Source organism: Pseudomonadales bacterium (assembly GCA_024234435.1).
Classification (GTDB): domain Bacteria; phylum Pseudomonadota; class Gammaproteobacteria; order Pseudomonadales; family Porticoccaceae; genus JACKOF01.
In genome coordinates this window covers 304664-323551 of the sequence record JACKOF010000002.1, presented here as the reverse complement: position 1 = coordinate 323551, position 18888 = coordinate 304664, and the positions used below count along the sequence as shown (strand labels likewise).

Annotated in this window: 23 protein-coding genes; 13 read left to right on the top strand and 10 right to left on the bottom strand. The window is 50.7% G+C overall.

Annotated elements, in window-relative coordinates; translation table 11 throughout:
• Nucleotides 1-20 precede the first annotated feature (20 nt).
• Nucleotides 21-2447 (bottom strand): phosphomannomutase/phosphoglucomutase, encoded by a 2427-nt coding sequence (locus H7A02_11430; GenBank protein MCP5172862.1) that lies wholly within the window; start codon nucleotides 2445-2447, stop codon nucleotides 21-23.
• On the bottom strand, nucleotides 2428-3657 hold the full coding sequence (gene coaBC, locus H7A02_11425; protein ID MCP5172861.1) for a bifunctional phosphopantothenoylcysteine decarboxylase/phosphopantothenate--cysteine ligase CoaBC: 1230 nt from the start codon (nucleotides 3655-3657) through the stop codon (nucleotides 2428-2430). Before coaBC ends, H7A02_11430 begins: the two co-directional genes overlap by 20 nt.
• A gap of 79 nt (nucleotides 3658-3736) precedes the next feature.
• Between coaBC and radC the strand changes: the two genes are divergently transcribed.
• The 3 genes from radC to rpmG all read left to right on the top strand — a co-directional run bounded on the left by radC (nucleotide 3737) and on the right by rpmG (nucleotide 5051).
• A complete protein-coding gene (radC, locus tag H7A02_11420; GenBank protein ID MCP5172860.1) occupies nucleotides 3737-4414 on the top strand; it encodes a DNA repair protein RadC in 678 nt (225 codons plus the stop codon).
• A 219-nt stretch (nucleotides 4415-4633) separates the two neighbouring features.
• A complete protein-coding gene (rpmB, locus tag H7A02_11415) occupies nucleotides 4634-4870 on the top strand; it encodes a 50S ribosomal protein L28 (protein ID MCP5172859.1) in 237 nt (78 codons plus the stop codon).
• 13 nt (nucleotides 4871-4883) lie between these two features.
• A complete protein-coding gene (rpmG, locus tag H7A02_11410) occupies nucleotides 4884-5051 on the top strand; it encodes a 50S ribosomal protein L33 (GenBank protein ID MCP5172858.1) in 168 nt (55 codons plus the stop codon).
• Between the two features lie 110 nt (nucleotides 5052-5161).
• On the opposite strand, the gene H7A02_11405 is transcribed toward rpmG, so the two are convergent.
• Complete coding sequence (locus H7A02_11405) at nucleotides 5162-5575, bottom strand: biopolymer transporter ExbD (protein MCP5172857.1); 414 nt, start codon at nucleotides 5573-5575, stop codon at nucleotides 5162-5164.
• A gap of 128 nt (nucleotides 5576-5703) precedes the next feature.
• On the opposite strand from H7A02_11405, the gene mutM reads away from it, so the two are divergent.
• Nucleotides 5704-6519 (top strand): bifunctional DNA-formamidopyrimidine glycosylase/DNA-(apurinic or apyrimidinic site) lyase, encoded by an 816-nt coding sequence (gene mutM / locus H7A02_11400; GenBank protein ID MCP5172856.1) that lies wholly within the window; start codon nucleotides 5704-5706, stop codon nucleotides 6517-6519.
• Here the strand turns inward: mutM and coaD are convergent.
• Nucleotides 6510-7007 carry a pantetheine-phosphate adenylyltransferase gene (gene coaD / locus H7A02_11395; GenBank protein MCP5172855.1) on the bottom strand — a complete coding sequence of 166 codons (498 nt, stop codon included), beginning with the start codon at nucleotides 7005-7007 and terminating at the stop codon, nucleotides 6510-6512. The two genes, mutM and coaD, sit on opposite strands and share 10 nt — an antisense overlap.
• Before the next feature lie 81 nt (nucleotides 7008-7088).
• Complete coding sequence (gene rsmD, locus H7A02_11390; GenBank protein MCP5172854.1) at nucleotides 7089-7703, bottom strand: 16S rRNA (guanine(966)-N(2))-methyltransferase RsmD; 615 nt, start codon at nucleotides 7701-7703, stop codon at nucleotides 7089-7091.
• A gap of 233 nt (nucleotides 7704-7936) precedes the next feature.
• Between rsmD and ftsY the strand changes: the two genes are divergently transcribed.
• From ftsY to H7A02_11345, 9 genes are all read left to right on the top strand, one after another.
• Nucleotides 7937-9151, top strand: coding sequence for a signal recognition particle-docking protein FtsY (gene ftsY, locus H7A02_11385; protein ID MCP5172853.1), 1215 nt, complete (start codon nucleotides 7937-7939; stop codon nucleotides 9149-9151).
• A gap of 6 nt (nucleotides 9152-9157) precedes the next feature.
• Complete coding sequence (ftsE, locus tag H7A02_11380; GenBank protein MCP5172852.1) at nucleotides 9158-9835, top strand: cell division ATP-binding protein FtsE; 678 nt, start codon at nucleotides 9158-9160, stop codon at nucleotides 9833-9835.
• Entirely contained in the window at nucleotides 9825-10829 is a 1005-nt protein-coding gene (ftsX, locus tag H7A02_11375) for a cell division protein FtsX (GenBank protein ID MCP5172851.1), read from the top strand. Before ftsE ends, ftsX begins: the two co-directional genes overlap by 11 nt.
• Before the next feature lie 124 nt (nucleotides 10830-10953).
• Complete coding sequence (gene rpoH / locus H7A02_11370; GenBank protein MCP5172850.1) at nucleotides 10954-11808, top strand: RNA polymerase sigma factor RpoH; 855 nt, start codon at nucleotides 10954-10956, stop codon at nucleotides 11806-11808.
• Between the two features lie 89 nt (nucleotides 11809-11897).
• On the top strand, nucleotides 11898-12290 hold the full coding sequence (locus H7A02_11365) for a DUF423 domain-containing protein (protein MCP5172849.1): 393 nt from the start codon (nucleotides 11898-11900) through the stop codon (nucleotides 12288-12290).
• A 45-nt stretch (nucleotides 12291-12335) separates the two neighbouring features.
• Nucleotides 12336-13025 carry a tRNA (guanosine(46)-N7)-methyltransferase TrmB gene (gene trmB / locus H7A02_11360; protein MCP5172848.1) on the top strand — a complete coding sequence of 230 codons (690 nt, stop codon included), beginning with the start codon at nucleotides 12336-12338 and terminating at the stop codon, nucleotides 13023-13025.
• A gap of 82 nt (nucleotides 13026-13107) precedes the next feature.
• The gene (gene elbB, locus H7A02_11355; protein MCP5172847.1) at nucleotides 13108-13764 is read left to right on the top strand and encodes an isoprenoid biosynthesis glyoxalase ElbB; all 657 of its coding nucleotides are present in this window, start codon (nucleotides 13108-13110) and stop codon (nucleotides 13762-13764) included.
• The gene (locus tag H7A02_11350) at nucleotides 13761-14300 is read left to right on the top strand and encodes a TIGR02444 family protein (GenBank protein ID MCP5172846.1); all 540 of its coding nucleotides are present in this window, start codon (nucleotides 13761-13763) and stop codon (nucleotides 14298-14300) included. Before elbB ends, H7A02_11350 begins: the two co-directional genes overlap by 4 nt.
• A gap of 53 nt (nucleotides 14301-14353) precedes the next feature.
• The gene (locus tag H7A02_11345; GenBank protein MCP5172845.1) at nucleotides 14354-15088 is read left to right on the top strand and encodes an FKBP-type peptidyl-prolyl cis-trans isomerase; all 735 of its coding nucleotides are present in this window, start codon (nucleotides 14354-14356) and stop codon (nucleotides 15086-15088) included.
• Nucleotides 15089-15161: 73 nt separating this feature from the next.
• On the opposite strand, the gene rsd is transcribed toward H7A02_11345, so the two are convergent.
• The 5 genes from rsd to H7A02_11320 form a co-directional block, all read right to left on the bottom strand.
• Nucleotides 15162-15629 carry a sigma D regulator gene (rsd, locus tag H7A02_11340; GenBank protein MCP5172844.1) on the bottom strand — a complete coding sequence of 156 codons (468 nt, stop codon included), beginning with the start codon at nucleotides 15627-15629 and terminating at the stop codon, nucleotides 15162-15164.
• A gap of 108 nt (nucleotides 15630-15737) precedes the next feature.
• Complete coding sequence (locus tag H7A02_11335) at nucleotides 15738-16232, bottom strand: disulfide bond formation protein B (protein ID MCP5172843.1); 495 nt, start codon at nucleotides 16230-16232, stop codon at nucleotides 15738-15740.
• A 21-nt stretch (nucleotides 16233-16253) separates the two neighbouring features.
• The gene (locus H7A02_11330) at nucleotides 16254-16871 is read right to left on the bottom strand and encodes a DUF479 domain-containing protein (GenBank protein MCP5172842.1); all 618 of its coding nucleotides are present in this window, start codon (nucleotides 16869-16871) and stop codon (nucleotides 16254-16256) included.
• 8 nt (nucleotides 16872-16879) lie between these two features.
• A complete protein-coding gene (locus H7A02_11325) occupies nucleotides 16880-18469 on the bottom strand; it encodes a glutamate--cysteine ligase (GenBank protein ID MCP5172841.1) in 1590 nt (529 codons plus the stop codon).
• A 21-nt stretch (nucleotides 18470-18490) separates the two neighbouring features.
• Complete coding sequence (locus H7A02_11320; protein MCP5172840.1) at nucleotides 18491-18730, bottom strand: hypothetical protein; 240 nt, start codon at nucleotides 18728-18730, stop codon at nucleotides 18491-18493.
• Nucleotides 18731-18888 lie beyond the last annotated feature (158 nt).

Genomic DNA, 18888 nt, shown 5'->3' with positions numbered 1-18888 from the left:
CGAAATATAAAAAATTCAAGTCAAAAGGTTAACGAGCTATCTATGCTACTGAGTTGTTGCCTGAAAAGCGACTGGATTTTGTCCAGCGATGCTTCGGATTCAGCTTCAAAACGCAAGGTCAGCGCCGGGCTGGTGTTCGATGCACGTACCAGCCCCCAGGCAGTTGGGAAATCGACTCGTAAGCCGTCAAATGTGGTGAGTTGGGCGTCGCCAAAATCAGAATTTTCAACTAGTGCTTTAATGAGCTCAAACTTTTTGTCGTCCGGGACAATGATTTTAATCTCAGGGGTGCTGAAGCTTTTTTCGTAGGCATAGAGTATGCCTGCCAGCGATTGCTCGCGCACCATCATGATTTCTATCAGGCGGGCCGATGCGTAGATGCCGTCGTCAGAGCCGTGCCAGCGATCGCGGAAAAACAGGTGCCCGCTGAACTCCCCACCAAGCGGTGCATTGCATTCCATGATTTTATTCCGCATATGTGAGTGGCCGGTCTTCCACATGACCGGGCGGCCGCCGTAACTGCGGATCAGCGGGCTGAGGCGTCGGGTGCACTTGATATCGTAGACAATATCCGAGCCAGGATGTCGGGAAAGCACGTCCCTGGCAAAAATCATCATTAGCTCATCCGGCCAGACTATTTTGCCGTCGGCAGTTACGGCCACCATTCTGTCACCGTCCCCGTCGAGGCAGATGCCCAGTTGAGCTCTGGTGGCAGTAACGGCTTCAATCAGGTCATGCAGATATTCTTCCACCGTTGTATCAGGGGGGTGGTGGGGAAAATTGCCATTGACATCGCAGTAGAGGGGTACTACTTCGCAGCCAATACCTTCCAGCACATCAATTGCAAATTTTCCGGCAATACCGTTGCCTGCATCGACAACAACTGTCAGATCCATTGCGGGCACAATATCCTTGACGATGGCTGCTGTGTATTCGCTGGTAAGGCTCAGTTCTTCCAGCTGACCCTTGCCGGTTTTGAAGTCACCTTCGATCATGATGTCGCGAAGAGCAGTAATCTCTTCTCCGCAGAGTGCGTGCTGTTTGAAGAAGATTTTAAAACCGTTATCGGCAGCGAGATTATGGCTGGCAGTTACCATTACGCCGGAGGATGTTTCCCCTATTCGAGTCAGCGCAAAGGTTAATAGCGGGGTGGGCACAGCACCAATGCTGAGTACGTTGCACCCTGTGGCAAGAATTCCCTCCTGCAGAGCGGCTTTCAACTCCGGGCTTGAGAGCCGTCCGTCCCACCCCATAACCAGAGACGCTTCTCCCTGCTCCTGAGCCATGGTGCCCAGGCAGTTGCCGAGACGACGGGCAAACTCTGCATTGATTTGTTGACCGTATATGCCGCGAATATCGTAATCGCGGAAAATAGCTTCCGGGTAGTAGTGTACTAACCGGCTGTCTTTGGTTTGATTCGGTTCGGCTTCAGGGGGTGTTTCTGCATTGGTCTCCTCGGCGGAGGGTTCTGCCAAACGGGAGCCGGAGGGTATGACTTGCAGGTAACTGCTGGTTTCGTCCAGATCAGAAGGCATGCTTTCCTTTGCCTGAATTTTTTGGGGCACGACAAACGGCTCATTTTTGTAGTGAGTCAGCACCGCTCGCAAAAACAGGTAAAGCAGTAGCAAAATAGCAATTACAAGGCAGCTGAAAATAGCAAGGACATCGTTGGAGAGGGGTGCCCTGTTGTTCAATAGCTGTTGGTTGCCGGTAAAGTGAATTTGCCAGTAAGGTAGCAGAGTGAGTTTCTTGGCAGGTTGCAGGCCATCCAGCTTCAGGCCGGTTGATAAAACAGCATTACCCTGCAAGCCTGGCAGTTGCTGGTACAGTAATGTCTGCCCGTGTGCCGACTCGGGTTGCAGATTTTTAATGAGCTCGGTGGTTGCTATGTCTCTGAGCGCGACACCGACAATTGAGCCGCTGTTATCCTTTACCGGTAACACAAATAGCAGGCGCCAACCTTTTTGCAGGCGCACCGCTTCAGGATTTGGTGTGTCACCTTTGAATGCTCGGGACACCAGTTCCCGTGCGGCAAAATTGTCTGTTCCATCCAGTCTGTTACTACCGGGTTTCAGTAGATGGAGTGACTGGGATTCGCTGCGAGGTTTCACGAGCTGACTTTCCAGCTCGGCAAGTGCCGCGGTATCGTCCTGTATAAAGGCATCGATGACCTGTCGGCTCTCGACAATTGATGAAAGCTTTTGCTGCTGGTGCTTAATATAGCTGTTAACCCGCGCCGCCTGTATACCGGCAATGGACTCTGTGCGCTGCAAAAAAGCCTTCTGGTGGTTGTCTGTTATCAGGTGATTGTAAACCTTTAACGCGATAATGCCTGAAGCGACCAGAAACACGATCAATAGCAGAGCTATTGCCGGGTGGGCTTTCAACCGCAATATCAGTTCTGTTAAGAGGTTGGGCTTGTAATCGTCAGAGGCCAGTTTTGTCATTAGACGCAGATTTCCTTGCCGGTAACGTTTCCGCAATTCGAGCAATTAATTGTCGAGCCAGAATGGCTTTGTTTATTTTCGGGATTGCTTCAGCGCCACTATTCTCTATCACCAGCACCTCATTGTCATCACTGTTGAAACCAATGGTTTTGTCAGACACATCGTTCGCGATAACCAAGTCAAGATTCTTTCGCTCCAGTTTGCTGCGAGCATAGTTCTCTACATCGCTGGTTTCGGCAGCAAACCCAACAGTAAAGGGACGTTCCGGAAGTGCGGCGACGGCACTGACAATGTCCGGGTTTCTAATCAGTTCAATGGTCATGGTGTCGGCTGACTTTTTGATTTTTGAACGGGATACGGTGGCGGGTCTGTAGTCTGCCACCGCCGCAGAAGCAATGAACAAGTCACAATTCCTGGCCTCGTTGACGGCTGCCTCAAACATTTCTTCGGCGCTGGTGACGTGAATGATGGTCACTCGGTCGGGTGGCGGTATGTTAACCGGCCCACTTACCAGAATGGTTTCCGCTCCGGCTTCAACCGCAGCTTCTGCCAGCGCATACCCCATTTTTCCGGAACTATGATTGGTGATGTAGCGGACAGGGTCGATAGCTTCCCGCGTTGGACCTGCGGTTATAACTACCTTGCGACCGGTAAGGCTGCCGGTTTCGAACAGGTCTGCAGTCAGTTGGGCGATGTCTTCCGGTTCCGACATGCGACCGGGGCCGACATCACCGCAAGCTTGCTCACCTTCGGCAGGCCCGAAGAAATGGATGCCTCTGGAGCGTAGTGTTTTGACATTCTTCTGTGTGCTGGCGTTGCGCCACATGCCCTGGTTCATCGCAGGTGCCAGCGCAAGTGGTGACCTGCTGGCCAAGCATATGGCTGACAGTAGCTCCCCGCTTTCGCCATTGGCAAGTTTGGCAATAAAGTTAGCGGATGCTGGTGCAATCAAAATCAGATCCGCCCAGCGGGATAGTTCTATATGCCCCATTGCGGCTTCTGCTGCGGTATCGAGCAAGTCAAGGTGGACCGGGTTGCCTGACAGGGCCTGCAGGGTGAGGGGCGTTATGAATTGGGTTGCGCCGGGTGTCATGGCCACTCGAACTTCTGCGCCGATAGTCTGCAGGCGACGCACCAGCTCTGCACTTTTGTAGGCAGCAATGCCGCCGGTAATGCCCAGCAGAATACGTTTGTTGGTCAAAAGACGCATGATGATTCCTGAACGAAAATGATAATCAGGGTAAGATACCACTGACACAGGGATTTGCGTAGCCGCACAGGAGGTGATTATGGCTATTCGGGACTGGCCTGCAAGTGAAAGGCCCAGAGAAAAGTTGTTGCAAAAGGGTTCCACTGCACTTTCGGATGCAGAGTTACTGGCGATATTTCTTCGAACGGGAAGCTGTGGGTTGAGCGCCGTTGATCTGGCGCGGATGCTGCTCAACCGGTTCGGCAATATTGGTTCATTGCTGGCGGCTGATCAAGAAGCGTTCTGTTCTTCCCCAGGTCTGGGGCCTGCCAAATATACTCAGCTGCAGGCGGTTATGGAGCTGGCACGCCGACACATGAGCGAGCGGTTGCAGCGGGATACCGTGTTTAATCATCCGCAGGCAGTAGCTGAATTTTTGCTGGCGAAGCTGGGGTCTTGTAAAAGGGAGGTGTTCGGCGTGCTTTTTCTCGATTCCCAGCATCGTCTGGTTTGTTGGGAAGAGCTGTTTTTTGGCACAATAGATACAGCAAGCGTTCATCCGCGCGAGGTGGTGGTAAGGGCGTTATACCACAATGCGGCAGCGGTCATATTCGCGCATAATCATCCATCCGGTGTAGCTGAACCCAGTCAGGCAGATCAGCAGATCACGCAGCAATTGCAAAAAGCACTTGGCTTGCTCGATATTCGGGTGCTGGATCATCTCGTGGTTGGAGGTGGCTTTACGGTTTCTCTGGCACAGAGAGGTATGTTGCTGTGATCAGGCCTGTCGGGACAGCGGGATAAGGGGCGAGCGAATGGATATGCGAAAGTAAATTTATTTGCACTGGAAAGGGCGTTCTGGTATAAAACGCGGCTCTTTTGCGGGGTGTCAGATTGATTCGCTCCAGCTACGGAACTCAAAGTAGAAATTTTCGTGTTGCTACTCGCTAGCCAAGTTAGTCAGTAACGCCCTTATTTTCAGATTAGAGGCAGAGTAATGTCTAAAGTATGTCAAGTCACTGGTAAACGCCCGATGACAGGAAACAATGTTTCTCACGCGCAAAACAAAACCCGCCGTCGGTTTGAGCCAAATTTGCACACACACCGCTTCTGGATCGAATCCGAGAAGCGTTTTGTCAAGCTGCGTGTTTCAACCAAGGGTATGCGTATCATTGATAAAAATGGTATTGAAAACGTGCTTGCGGATATCCGCGGCCGCGGCGACAAGGTATAAGGAGTACTAGATCATGGCAAAGTCAAATCGCGACAACATCAAACTGGTTTCCAGCGCTGGTACAGGTCATTACTACACCACGACCAAGAATAAGCGCACACAGCCGGAAAAACTGGAGTTCAGCAAGTACGACCCGGTTATTCGCAAGCATGTGCCGTACAAGGAAGCTAAAATCAAGTAACAATGTGATTTTTAAAAGACACTAAAAAACCCGGATGCCAAAGGCCTCCGGGTTTTTTGTTGGTGGTTATTTTTCCTCCGTCCGTTTTATGTGCGGAGGGGCCGGCTACCCTATCGCTTATTGGTGGAAAGCGATATATCACTGACTCCGGCTTCGCGAGCTTGGTCAGTAATCTTCACAAATATTTCGGCTTTTGATTTTGGGTGCGCCTGGATAATGACTTTGGCTTGCGGGTTCTCGGCTCGAATACGGCCCACATTAGCGCGAACAGAGCGAACATCAATGCGGCGTCCTTCCAGCCAGATGTCGTTGGTTTCGGTGACCTTAAAAACCGCATTTTTCAGCTTTTCATCGGAGGGGGGTGGAGGTTCATTGGTAATGGGGGGGCGGTTTACATCGAGCCCGGACTCTTTAACAAAGGATGCGGTGACGATGAAAAAAATCAACATGATAAAAACGACGTCCAGCATGGGAGTCAGGTCAATCTCTGACTCTTCTTCAACCCGCCTTTTTCCTAGTGCCATTATACTTCTACCTCACAACTACGGATAATGGTTCTTATGAGAGTCACCACCCGCGAATAGTTCCCAATTTGATTAGGCGGTCAGTATGCCAGAAAAAAATTTAATGGAAAGCCATGAAGTGATGAAAAATGCCCGAATTGCCTGAAGTAGAGACCACTTTACGAGGAATTTCTCCTTATCTGGCAGGAAAAGTGGTTCACGATGTGCGGATACGAGAGTTCCGTTTACGTTGGCCGATTCCCCGGAATTTACCAGATTTGTTATTGAATCAGAAAATTTTGAAGCTATCCCGCCGGGGAAAATATCTACTGTTCCAATTCCGGTCGGGACACTTGTTGATGCACCTGGGAATGTCTGGCAGTTTGAGAATAGTTGGCGCAGAAGAAGTGCCGGGAAAGCATGATCACCTCGATATTGGTGTTGACGATGGTTGTTTACTGCGTTTTTCTGACCCCCGCAGGTTTGGATCCGCGTTATGGCTGGATGGAGATCCCTATCAGCACCCGTTATTGAAAAACCTGGGCCCTGAACCCCTTGCTGGTAACTTTTGTGGTGATTATCTTTTTCGGCGATCTCGTGGCAGGACGGCGCCAGTTAAGTCATTTTTGATGGACAGCCGAGTGGTGGTGGGGGTCGGTAATATCTATGCCAATGAAGCCCTGTTCTTAAGTGGTATCCGGCCTGACCGGGCAGCCGGGAAAATTTCCAGGCTGCGTTATCAGCAGCTGGCTTCAGATGTAATAAGAGTGCTTGGCAAAGCTATTGAGCAGGGTGGCACCACACTTAAGGATTTTGTTGGGGGAGATGGCAAGCCGGGTTATTTTAAGCAACAGCTAAATGTTTATGGTCGTGGTGGTGAGCCGTGCGTAAGTTGTAAAAAAGCATTGCGTGAAATCAGGCTGGGGCAGCGCAGTACGGTTTTTTGCCGTTATTGTCAGCGCTGATCTCTTTTGATGCCGCTGAACTTGTTTTTCAGGGCCTGAGCCGCAACAGCAGGGACAAAAGCAGAAATATCGCCGCCCAGTGATGCTATCTCTCTGACCAGAGAAGAGGAGATATAGGAGAATTTCTCCGATGGGGTTAAGAAAATACTTTCCAGATTGGGCGACAGCGCGCGATTCATATTGGCCAGCTGAAATTCGTATTCGAAGTCTGAGACGGCTCGCAGACCGCGCAGTACACCGTCGCCGCCACAGTCTTTGACAAAATCTACCAGTAGGTAATCAAGGCGCTGTACTTCAATATTGCCCAGATGTGAGAGGGTGGTTTTTGCCAGTTCTATTCGTTCTTCGACGCTGAACAGCGGGCCTTTGGTTTCGTTTACCGCAATTGCGACAATAATTTTGTCAAACAGTCTGCTGGCTCGCTCAATCAGGTCAACGTGGCCGTTGGTGATTGGATCAAACGTACCCGGATAGACAATGGTTTTCACAGACCGTACTCCTGAATTAATGTCGCCTGGCAGGCAGCCCGCCGAGGGGTGCGGCGATGTTAAACAATTTGACCGTCTTACTCAATTGCGAATGAAAAGCCGGTAAGCGACCTGCCCTGTTATTTTTGATCGATACGGTTGCCAGCCTGGTGGTACTTCAGGCTCCGGCGCGTTGCGATCGGTTTCTATGTAAATTGTGGCACTGTTGGCTAGCCAGCCATTTTCTTCGAGCAAGACGATGGCCGGTTGCAGCAGCTGCTCAATAAAAGGTGGGTCGATAAAGACCAGATTAAATGCTGTCGCTGGCGTGCTGCTGCGCAGCCATTGCAGCGCATCGACGTGCAGGACGCAGGCATTATCGGCTTGCAGGCGCAGGCAATGCCGCTGTATGGCGTTTGCTGCGATGCCATTTTTTTCGACAAAGGTAACGCTGTGGGCGCCCCGGGACAGTGCTTCCAGGCCCATTGCACCGGAGCCGGCGAACAGGTCAAGGCAGTGGGAGTCGATGATATCCGGCGCGAGCCAGTTGAACAGGGTTTCGCGAACACGGTCGCCGGTAGGTCGCAGACCTTTGACCAGTGGAAATTCAAGTTTGCGCCCGCGCCACTTGCCGCCGATAATACGCAGCTGATTTTGTCCTGTACTGATGGTGCTGTTGCGGCTTTTTTGTCGATGAGCTTTCAACTTGATGGACATTCCCAATGGTATTCAACCCTTGATGACAGCATACACTGCTTTGACATAAAGCTGGGATAGAAATAGCGTGAGTGTCGTGTCGAGAATTAATTGAAAGAAGGAAGTTGTTGGTGGAGAACAGTTTGATTGATCGGCTCGAAAACTGGTTGACGAAGATCCTGGGGCTGGAAAGCGTGGGTGCAGTACAAATCGGGTTAACGGTTTTGGGCACCCTGATCTTGCTTGCGGTGGTTATGTGGCTGGCTACCCGCTTGACAAAGAAACCGCATCAGCAATCCACGCCTGCTGGCGATCTTTCCGAGTTGCGAAAGGCGAAAGAGCCTTTGGCAGAGATAAAGCCATTGGCGGATCAAGAGCCTTCAGTAAAAGAAGAGCCTTCAGCAAAAGAAGAGCCTGAAGCAGATAATGCGCCCTTGGCAAACGCCAGCATAGCGTCATCGGACGATGTCTCGGTGGCAGAGCTCGCGGTTGGTCTTGCTCCGACAACCGAGTCGCCTCAGTCACCAACACCTAAAGCCGGGTTCAGGGAGCGTTTGCGTCGTGGTGTTGCTCGCACGGGCAGCGGTTTTGGCAACCTGTTTCTGGGTAAGCCTGCTATTGATGAAGATTTGCTGGAAGAGCTGGAAACCCTGTTGTTAATGGCAGATGTAGGGATTGAAACAACAGGCGATATTATTGCTTCGATTTCTGAAAGTGTGAGCCGCAAGGAGCTGGATGACAGCGAGGCTCTGAGATTGAAGCTGCAGGAACAATTGTTAAAAATTGTTCAGTCCTGTGAGCAACCTTTGCAGTTGGCCGCTGAAGGGAAGCCGCGAGTGATTCTGGTTGTTGGTGTCAACGGCGTTGGTAAAACCACCACGATAGGCAAAATGGCCAAACGGTTTCAGTCCGAAGGTCAATCAGTCATGTTGGCTGCAGGCGATACTTTTCGGGCAGCAGCCGTGGAGCAACTGCAAACCTGGGGGGAGCGAAATGGTGTGCCGGTGATCGCGCAACACACCGGCGCAGACAGTGCCTCGGTTATTTTTGATGCATTACAGTCAGCAAAGGCCAAAGGTGTTGACGTTTTAATTGCTGATACGGCAGGTCGTCTGCATAACAAAAGCAATCTGATGGAGGAATTAAAGAAGATCACCCGTGTCATGGGCAAGCTGGATGAAGCCGCGCCCCATGAGGTATTGCTGGTTCTCGATGCAGGCACCGGGCAGAATGCCCTTTCACAAATGCAGGAATTTCACTCAGCGGTAGGGGTGACCGGTATAGCGCTGACCAAGCTGGATGGAACCGCCAAGGGTGGGGTAATTTTTCCCTTGTGCAAAAAGTTTTCAGTGCCAGTCCGGTTTATTGGTGTTGGCGAGTCTGCTGATGACTTGCAGATTTTTAACGCCAAAGAATTTGTTGAAGCGCTGTTTAGCAGCCAATCGATACCAGATGGTGGGGGCAAATAACTTCCGATGATTCAGTTTGACAGGGTTAGCAAACGTTATACCACCGGACAGGAGGCGCTTTCTGGTGTCAGTTTCCACATGTCTGGCGGTGAGTTGAGTTTTCTGACTGGTCACTCGGGAGCTGGCAAAAGTACCCTGCTCAAGTTAATTATGCTGATGGAACGTCCCAGTGGTGGCCAGCTCATGATCAACGGCAAAAATCTGGGTCGCCTTCATACAAGCCAGATACCTTTTTATCGGCGCAATGTTGGCGTGGTTTTTCAAAATCACCAGTTGTTATTCGACCGCACAGTTTATGACAATGTCGCGCTGCCGTTGCTGGTGTCGGGCTATCGTCCGCAGGAAGTTGGTCGCCGAGTGCGTGCTGCGCTGGATAAAGTGGGTTTGTTGAGCAAGGAACAACAAAATCCGATTGCACTTTCCGGTGGTGAGCAGCAGCGAGTTGGTATTGCCCGGGCGGTGGTGCATAAGCCGAAAATTCTGCTGGCGGATGAGCCTACCGGGAACCTTGATCCCGAATTGTCGGCAGAGATCATGACGTTATTTCGTCAGTTTGGTGAAGTGGGTGTTACGGTGCTTATCGCCACTCACGATATTGACCTGATTGCCCGCATGGGTTGTCGCGAGTTGCAGCTAAGTGGTGGTCGTCTGATTAGCGGAGGGGCGCCACAAGGTGCAAACTAAATCAAAAGCATCGGGCAAGGCTCGGGAAGTACGACAAGGTGGTGCTACCGGTCAACGGATACGTGTTCGAGATCGGCTGAGGGGTTATTTTCTCAATCATCAGCAGGTGTGCCTGCTGACATTGAAGCGCCTCGTAAGTGAGCCGGTGCAATCGTTGATGACATCGCTGGTGATTGCCATTGCGCTTGGCCTGCCTGCGGCATTGTATGTGGGCGTAATTAATTTACAGCAGATCGGCAACGGTTTTGACGATACCGCCCGGCTGACGGTCTTTTTGCAGCGCAACGCCCGCCCGGAAGCTATCGATAAACTGCGTCAGCAACTTGAAAAAGATACCGATGTTGCCGGGGTTGTTTATATTTCCCGGCAGCAGGCGCTGGCCGAGTTCAAGGCCGCATCCGGCTTTGGCGAAGTGCTGTCCATGCTGAATGAAAACCCGTTGCCACCGGTGTTGCTGATTGAGCCTGCCGCAGTTTTTCAGGCCGACTTGCCCGCTGCAGAAGCCCTGGTTAAACGGTTGAAAGCGTTAGCGCTGATAGATGATGTCCAGCTCGACATGAAGTGGATACAGCGCTTGCAGGGAATTCTGGAAATATTTTATCGGTTAACATTAACGCTTGGTGCATTGCTGGCGCTGGGTGTGTTGCTGGTTGTTGGCAATACAATTCGGTTGGCCATTGAAAACCGCCGGGATGAAATTGTTGTCGTCAAGCTGGTTGGGGGAACAAATGGCTATGTTCGGCGACCATTCCTCTATACCGGGTTATGGTATGGCATCGGTGGTGGATTGCTGGCCTGGTTGTTGGTCTGGGTCAGTCTGAGCTGGCTGGATGCCTCGGTTTCCAGACTGGCCGCGCTCTATCAAAGCAGTTTCAATTTGCAGGGGCTCGGCGTTGGCGGATTGCTGGTGCTACCTGCGTTGGCTGGTGTTTTGGGTTTGCTGGGTGCTTGGCTGGCGGTAGCCCGCCACCTTGCGGACATTGAGCCAAAGTGATACTGCTGCCGTGGAAAACACGTGAAATTTGCTTTAAATCAACTGATTGAAGTGAACTTGCCGGGTGGTTGGTAATCTAATGCGAAATTGGTAAACTAATCCGCCGGATTTTGATGATATGACCATGAAAAAAGAACTGCAGACAACTGAATGGATGGCCCCAGGTGCGAATATCGCTGCCTATATGCAGGGCGTTAATTCTGTTGCCGTTCTCTCTGCTGAAGAAGAGCGGGCTCTGGCTGAGGATCTTTACTATCGTGAAGACCTCGATGCGGCAAGGCGCCTGGTTTTGTCTCACCTCCGTTTCGTGGTACACATTGCCCGCTCCTACAACGGTTACGGATTGCCGCTGGGTGACCTGATTCAGGAAGGCAATGTTGGTTTGATGAAAGCCGTAAAACGCTTTAACCCAGAAAAAGGAGTGCGCCTTGTTTCATTTGCGGTGCACTGGATCAAGGCGGAGATTCACGAGTACGTGCTGCGTAACTGGCGTATTGTGAAAGTGGCCACCACAAAGGCCCAGCGCAAATTGTTTTTCAATCTTCGTGGCGCCAAGAAAAAACTGGCTTGGCTGACTGACGATGAAGCCAATGCTATTGCAGAAGATCTGGGTGTGGAAACACATCAGGTTCGGGAAATGGAGCAGCGCTTGTCTGCGCGCGATGCCGCTTTTGATGCGCCGACAGATGACGATGAGGAGGGAGCCGCATTTTCTCCGGCTTACTACCTTGAAGATCACAGTGGTGATCCGGCATTGTTGCTGGAGCAGGAAGATACAGAGCAGGACAGTTATGGCCGGATGGCCGAAGCAATGGCTACACTTGATGAGCGCAGTCAGGATATTTTACGGAGCCGCTGGTTGAGCGATGCCAAAGCCACCCTGCATGATCTGGCTGATAAATACGGTGTTTCAGCTGAACGTATTCGCCAGCTGGAAGTGAATGCCATGAAAAAAGTGAGGGGTGTAATGGAGGCCTGAAACGCTTCTGACCGCCCGGAAGAAAGCCGCGATGCCAGATTTCGCGGCTTTTTTTATGATGAACAATTTATCTTTTTTGAGATTGAGCCATGAAACTACTCGCAATTTTCACTGGTATCAGCGGTTTTCTGGGTGTGGCGCTTGGTGCCTTTGGTGCGCACGCACTGCGCGGCCATGTTGAGCCGCAGCTGTTATCTGTTTGGCAAACTGCGGTGCAGTATCAAATGTTTCATGTGCTGGCACTGTTGGCTGTATTGATCATGATGGCACGACAGCCACGTGCTAATAAGTTATATCTGGTCGGCAGTTTATTTTCGGCGGGTATTATTGTCTTTTCGGGCAGTCTCTATGTTCTGGTTTTGACGGGAATAAAACAGCTGGGCATGATCACTCCGATAGGCGGCGTGCTTTTATTGCTAGGCTGGCTGGTGTTTGTTTTTGCTCTGGTCGCATTCACAGATGCAGAACGAACCCCATCTTAGTGTTAACGGTCCCTAGTGAAAATAGTGGAGAAACGATAGTTGGATATACGCCCTGAATACAAGAAAAAATCCATTCGCAGTTATGTGGTACGCGCGGGTCGTATGACAGATGGACAAAAGACGGCCTTTGAAAAATACTGGCCGCAGTATGGTCTCAGTTTACATGGCGGGCTTATTGAGAGCAGCGTTATTTTTGGGCGATCGGCCCCCGTGGTGCTGGAGATTGGTTTTGGTATGGGCGCCTCACTTCACGCTATGCTAGCGACTGAACCGGATAAAGATTTCATTGGTATTGAAGTTCACCCCCCCGGTGTCGGCCGGTTGATCAGTGATGCAGGTAAAGACGGACTAACCAATTTACGCGTTTATCTGGCGGATGCCGTGGATGTGCTGGATGACTGTATAGTCAATGAGTCGTTAGATCGTGTGCAGTTGTATTTTCCCGACCCATGGCATAAAAAAAAGCATAACAAGCGCCGCATTGTGCAACCTGTATTTGTAGAAAAAATTCGTCAAAAACTGAAAGTGGGTGGAGTATTTCACCTGGCGACCGATTGGGAGCCATACGCTGAGTATATGATGGAAGTATTGAGCGCCGCCGAAAGTTTTGAAAATCGTGCCGGAGCCGGGCAGTTTTCACCGAGGCCGGATTATCGGCCCATCACCAAATTTGAAAAACGTGGTGAACGTCTGGGGCATGGTGTTTGGGATTTGCTGTTTGAGCGGACAGGTTAGGCGAAGCGGGAAAGGCTGATTGCCACTGATATTTCGAGTAAAGTTTGTTGCTGTTGTGGTTTGCATGTGGAGGTGAAGTTCAATGAGTAAAAAAGTTGCAGTGGTGCTGTCTGGTTGCGGAGTGTTTGATGGTGCTGAGATTTATGAATCGGTGATTACCCTGTTGCGCCTGGATCAGGCTGGCGCAGAGGTGCAGTGTTTCGCGCCGGATATTGAGCAGATGCACGTGGTGAACCACCTGACTGGAGAAGTGGCTGAGGGAGAGCGGCGCAATGTGCTGGTAGAAGCTGCCCGGATTGTGCGCGGCGAGATTAAAAGTCTTGTCGAAGCAAACGCAGAGGACTTTGATGCGTTGATTGTGCCTGGCGGTTTTGGTGCAGCAAAAAACCTCTCTGATTTTGCAGTGAATGGTTCCAGCCTGAAGGTGAACGAAGATTTCCAGACGTTGGTGAAAGCGATGCATGGGGCTGGAAAGCCTGTAGGACTGGTGTGTATTGCGCCAGCGATGTCTGGCGTGCTGTTTGGTGAGGGTGTTCAGTGCACTATTGGTAACGATGCCGATACCGCTGCAGCTATTGATGCAACCGGTGCCCATCACCGGAATTGTGCAGTGGAAGATATCTGTGTGGATGAGGCTAACAAGCTGGTAACGACACCGGCGTACATGCTGGCCAATCGTATCGGAGAAGCCGTCACTGGTATTAATAAACTGGTGGACAAAGTGCTGGACATGGTTTGAAGAAATTTTCTGCCCGGTCAAACCCCTTTTGGCAGTATTCGCTGGCGTTGTATGCAGTGGATCGGGTGAAAGAGATCTGTCTTGATTGGCAAGATAGCCGGGGAGCAAACGTCAATATGCTGTTGCTTTGTTGTTGGCTTGCTGCCCAGGGTGTTGATATCAATCGTGTGGAACTGCTGCAACTACAGGCGTTGATAGAGCCGCTGGATCGCCGCTTCGTGCGTCAGATTCGTCATTTGCGGCGGCAGCTTGATAACAGACCGGGGGAAACGGAACAAACTTTGCGCCAGCAATTACTGGCTGCTGAAATGTCGGCAGAGTTTATGGTGCAGAATCAGCTGTATCAGCGCATTCTGGAACTGAAAGCGGTGATTGTGGTCCCAGCATCGGCTGAAGTTGGTGCGAACGGTGACGAAGCTGACAATAGACTGCTTTCTAATCTGAATGAATATCTGGATTTGATCGGCATAGAGCCAATCGACAATAAGCATACTCTTGTTCGCGCGGCCAAATCGGTTAATATGCAAACCCTCTAATCACGGTGATCACTACCTCAGGGGTGGTTGTCAGAAACACTAAGGAAAATGTAATGAATTTAAAACCGCTATTTGTCGGCATAATGCTGACCGCCCTTCTTGCGGGCTGTAACGATAAGGAAGGTGCTTCCGATAAAGAGGTGGCTCTGGATACCGATGAGCAGAAACTCAGCTATGTGTTGGGCAGTAATATTGCCACCCAATTCAAGATCGATGAAATAGATATTGATATGGCGGCCTTTGTTCAGGGCTTTACGGATGTGTCGACGGGTGCAGAGACCCGAATCACACAGGAACAGGCTGCTGAAACCTTTGAAAAACTGCAAAAGCAGATGATGGAGAAGAGCCAGGCGGAGCAGGAAGCAATGGAAGCGGCTATGGCTGCTGCGGGTGAGGAAAATCAAAAAGCGGGCGATGCTTTTTTAGCGGAAAACGCCGCTAAAGAAGGCGTAGTGACAACGGAAAGCGGTTTGCAATACAAGATTATTGTTGCCGGCTCGGGCGACAAGCCGACGCTGGAAAGTCGTGTAGAAGTTCATTACCGCGGCCGACTGCTTGATGGCACTGAATTTGACAGCTCCTATAAACGCAATCAACCAGCCCAGTTTGGTGTAACCCAGGTGATTCCGGGTTGGACAGAGGCGCTACAGTTAATGAAAGAAGGTGCCAAGTGGGAGCTTTATATTCCACCGACCCTGGCTTATGGCCCTGGTGGTGCCGGTCAGTTGATTGGCCCTAACTCAACACTGATTTTTGAAGTGGAGTTATTGAAAGCCGCGGCTGAATAAAGCAGCGCCCAATGACAAAGGCTCCTTCAGTCATGAATGGAGCCTTTTTTATGCCGGGTTTTTGTGAATACAGCTAGCTTGCTATCGTGCCATGAGAGGTATGCAACACATTGATCATGCAGTCTTCAGCTTCGAACCGGGTACTGAGCTGCTCGCCCAGCTGTGAGAGATCGGTCGCGATGGTTTTCAGATCGTCGGGTGTCTGGTATTTGTCATTGAAGTCGAGAATCTGCTCTGTGGTGGCATCAATGACTTTGTACAGCTCTTCAGCTACTTCCAGGCCCTCTGTATCTTTAAACTCATCACCTTCCTTGACGAGCTGTTCGTACACTTCAAAGTGACCGGTAGAAATATAGTCAACCAGAATCTGGCAGAACTCAAGAACACTCTGGGAGTGTGCGGGTATTCGGCCATCCAGGTCCTTGCGATTGGCCAGACCGGTATACTGAACCAACATGGTACGCCGCTCCTGAAGCCAGCGATCAATAATATTGCTAACACCACCCCAGCGTTCCTGGGCTGTCTTGCATTCCTCTAGCATGCTTGTTACTCCTCAGCACTTGGCGAGTTATCCAGCATAAACGAACAACAGAAAGCGGGGCAAGCGCATTCGACCTGGTTTATGGCAGCCTGTTTTACTACCGCAGAATCAGGTTGGCAAATCCTTGCGCAGCATTTGCAATATGGCTACAACCAGAAAGCCGACAAAAGCCACAAGTGCCCAGCCGGGAATGCTGATATCCAGAAATGTCCACTGTACTTTGGCGCAGTTACCATCTCCGCGCAGCAACATGCTCAGGGCCTCTGACAGCGGGAAGGCTTCAAACAGGTATTCTGCCGGTGGGCCGCAAGCGGGCACCTGGTCTTCAGGCAGGCTTTGCAACCATAGTTGCTTGCCGGAAAAATAGCCGCCAGCCACGGACAGAAAGGCTGTCAGTGTGGCATAAATGCGTGAACCTGCAGCTTTTGGATTGTGTAAAAAGGCCAGCAGTCCCAGCGCGCCTATAGTGATGAAGAATACCCGTTGAGTAATGCAGAGATAACAGGGTGTCAGCTCCATAACATGCTGCATATAGAGAGCCGTCGCAATAATGGCGGCGCTGCTGACAAATATCAGTAAGTTCATAATCCGCGTTGAAGGCATGGCTGGTTTTCCTTTGTGTTATTAACCTGCTTCCTGATCGGAGTGTATTGTGCCCTGAAGGTTTTGCCGTTGCGAGTCGGCAAAGGCGACAAACTGTGGGAAGGTTAACAAAAACTCACTCTCCAGTGTTGCGTAATCTCTTTGCAGAATGAAGAAACCGTGATGAAGAGGCACCTGTTTTTTAAAACGCTGCCCAATACGCTGTAGCATGAGTTCCAGGTTTTCAAATTCGGCATAACTTTCCAACCAGTGCACAACAGGGGCAACCTTGCTGAAGTGCAGAGCCCTGGGGGGAAGGAGCTCGTCAAAATTTCTCAGATGTTCATAAAACTTCACGCAAAAATCCTCCAGGGATTGCTGGTGAAAAGCTTTCCAGTGTTTAGCAAGAAAGTGGTCAAAACAGATATCCAGATAAATACCGGCAAAGCGGCGGTAGGGTGTTTGAAACCGACACAGGGCTCCGCGTATTTCCGGTTGCTGGTCAACGAAAACGTCAATTTTACGGTGCAGGGCAATCCCCTGTTCTATCCGTTGTGGCAGTTGTCCGGTTAACGGTCCCTTGACAAAATCTCCGAGCAGTCCGCCCACCATCATTTCCGGTGTTGCTCCGGAAAGGTAGATATGGGCCAGATAGTTCACTGTTCCAGTCAGGGGGTCAGGTTGTCGTACTGACGATAGTAGTTGGCAAGAAATGTGTCGAAATCAATTTCATCGGCGACTTCAATTGCTCGTTGCTGTTTAAGGGATTCAACAGCCATCTGTTGGTATTGTTCCACAATATCGGGGGCGGGCGGTGTGTCGAGGAAGTATTGCCGGTGCTGCCTGGCGTGGTTCATGGCAACCTCGAAGTATGTCTGCCCCTTCGTTCTCATTTCATTCAGTATCTGTGCGGAAGCGGTTAGCTCCGGTTTGCTTATGAACATCTTGAAGGCCTTGATAGCATCGCCGTGCGCCGTTGTTTGCTGGTGACTGTCGAGGAGGGCCGAGACGGGCTCCATGCGGGTGAAAAGCTCTGCTATCAGCGCGGCAATTGGTTTTTCCTGGCCCTTATGTAACAGCGTTAATTCCGGATCGCGGCCGTAGTAGACTGTGCGACGCTGGTTTTCCAGAATATTGGCCGTTTCCTCGGCATCGGTGGCCGGGCTTTCCTCCAGCAGGCAGAAAACAAGAAAACTGTCCAGAAAGTGAATTTGTTGCTCGCTGATGCCTACGGGTAAGTACGGGTTGAGATCCAGGCAGCGGACTTCAATGTATTCGACGCCCCTGGCATGCAATGCATTGAGCGGTGTTTCGCCACTATTGGCATTGCGTTTGGGGCGAATTGTGCTGTAGAACTCGTTCTCAATTTGCAGCAGATTTGTGCTCAGCTGACGGTAATCACCGAAGCTGTCTTTGAGGCCAATCTGCTGGTAGGGCGGGTAGCTTTCAGTGAGTGCGCCGCGCAGTGTCCGGATGTAGGTGTCCAGCTCGTTATAACAGACGACGAGGGTTTCTTGAGCCTTGCTCTGGTACCCGAGGTCACCCATTCGGAGAGAGGTGGCGTAGGGCTTGTGAAGGCTGTGCGGGTCGCCATTAAAACTTTCCAGTGAATGTTGGCGGTCTTTGACAAAGCTTCGGCAAACCGCGGGAGCCGCACCGAACAAAAACAGAAGCAGAGGAAAGTAGCGGCGAAAATTCCGAATCAGGGCAAAATAACGCTCGGTAGTGAAATCCTGCAGGTTGCTGTCCGGCGCTTCTTGCTGCTGCAGCCATTGCCAGAATATCTCGGGCAGAGAAAAATTGTAGTGAATACCGGCAATGGTCTGCATCAGACGGCCGTAGCGATGACCCAGCCCGACCCGGTAGATTGTTTTCATGCGGCCAATATTGGAGTGTCCGTATTGTCCCACGGGGATGTCATTATCGGTGCCCAGCTGACATGGCATGCTGTTTACCCACAGTAATTCTTCCCCGATATTCTGGTAGGTATAACGGTGAATGTTATCAAGCGTTTTCAGTACGTCAGCTACCGATGTCGACGGTGGCGTAATAAATTCCAGCAGTGCTTCCGAGTAGTCTGTCGTGATCTGAGGGTGAGTCAGGGTTGACCCAAGAGCGGTAGGATGGGGTGTGAGAGCCAGCCCGCCTTGATGGGTCACACGAAGACTTTCTTTCTCTACTCCCCGCAAAATATTTTTGAAGAGACCGTTGGCGTCAGTTTGCTGAAGTTTTGCGATACGTTGTTGAAAAGATGGCAAAATAGGCTCGATAGGCGCGGGTCAGGCCGCTGCCTCCTGTTGAGGGATAATAGGACGGTTTTTTTCATCCAGTTCACAATTGACTACTTCCGCGCGCAACTGAAAATCCTTGGTATTCAGCTCAACGAGTTGATTGAGGGCGACATCCCTGAATGGGGTGTGAAACAGAGGTTGCGAGTTATGACAGGTAGAAGCCGGAACCCATGTCAGATCTTTGGCGAGGTACTGCCTATTGCAATTTTTAATGAGAAAACTGGTCATAGAAAAAATCGCTGAAACTCGATAAGGGTTTAAAATTGTTCGCTAGTGTAACGGAAAGTTTACTTTCAGATAATGCCTTAGAGCTTATTTTGTATTGCCGACATGGAATAATTGTCTTGTCAGGTTCGTCTCCGTAAACTGCTTTCAACAAAAGTATT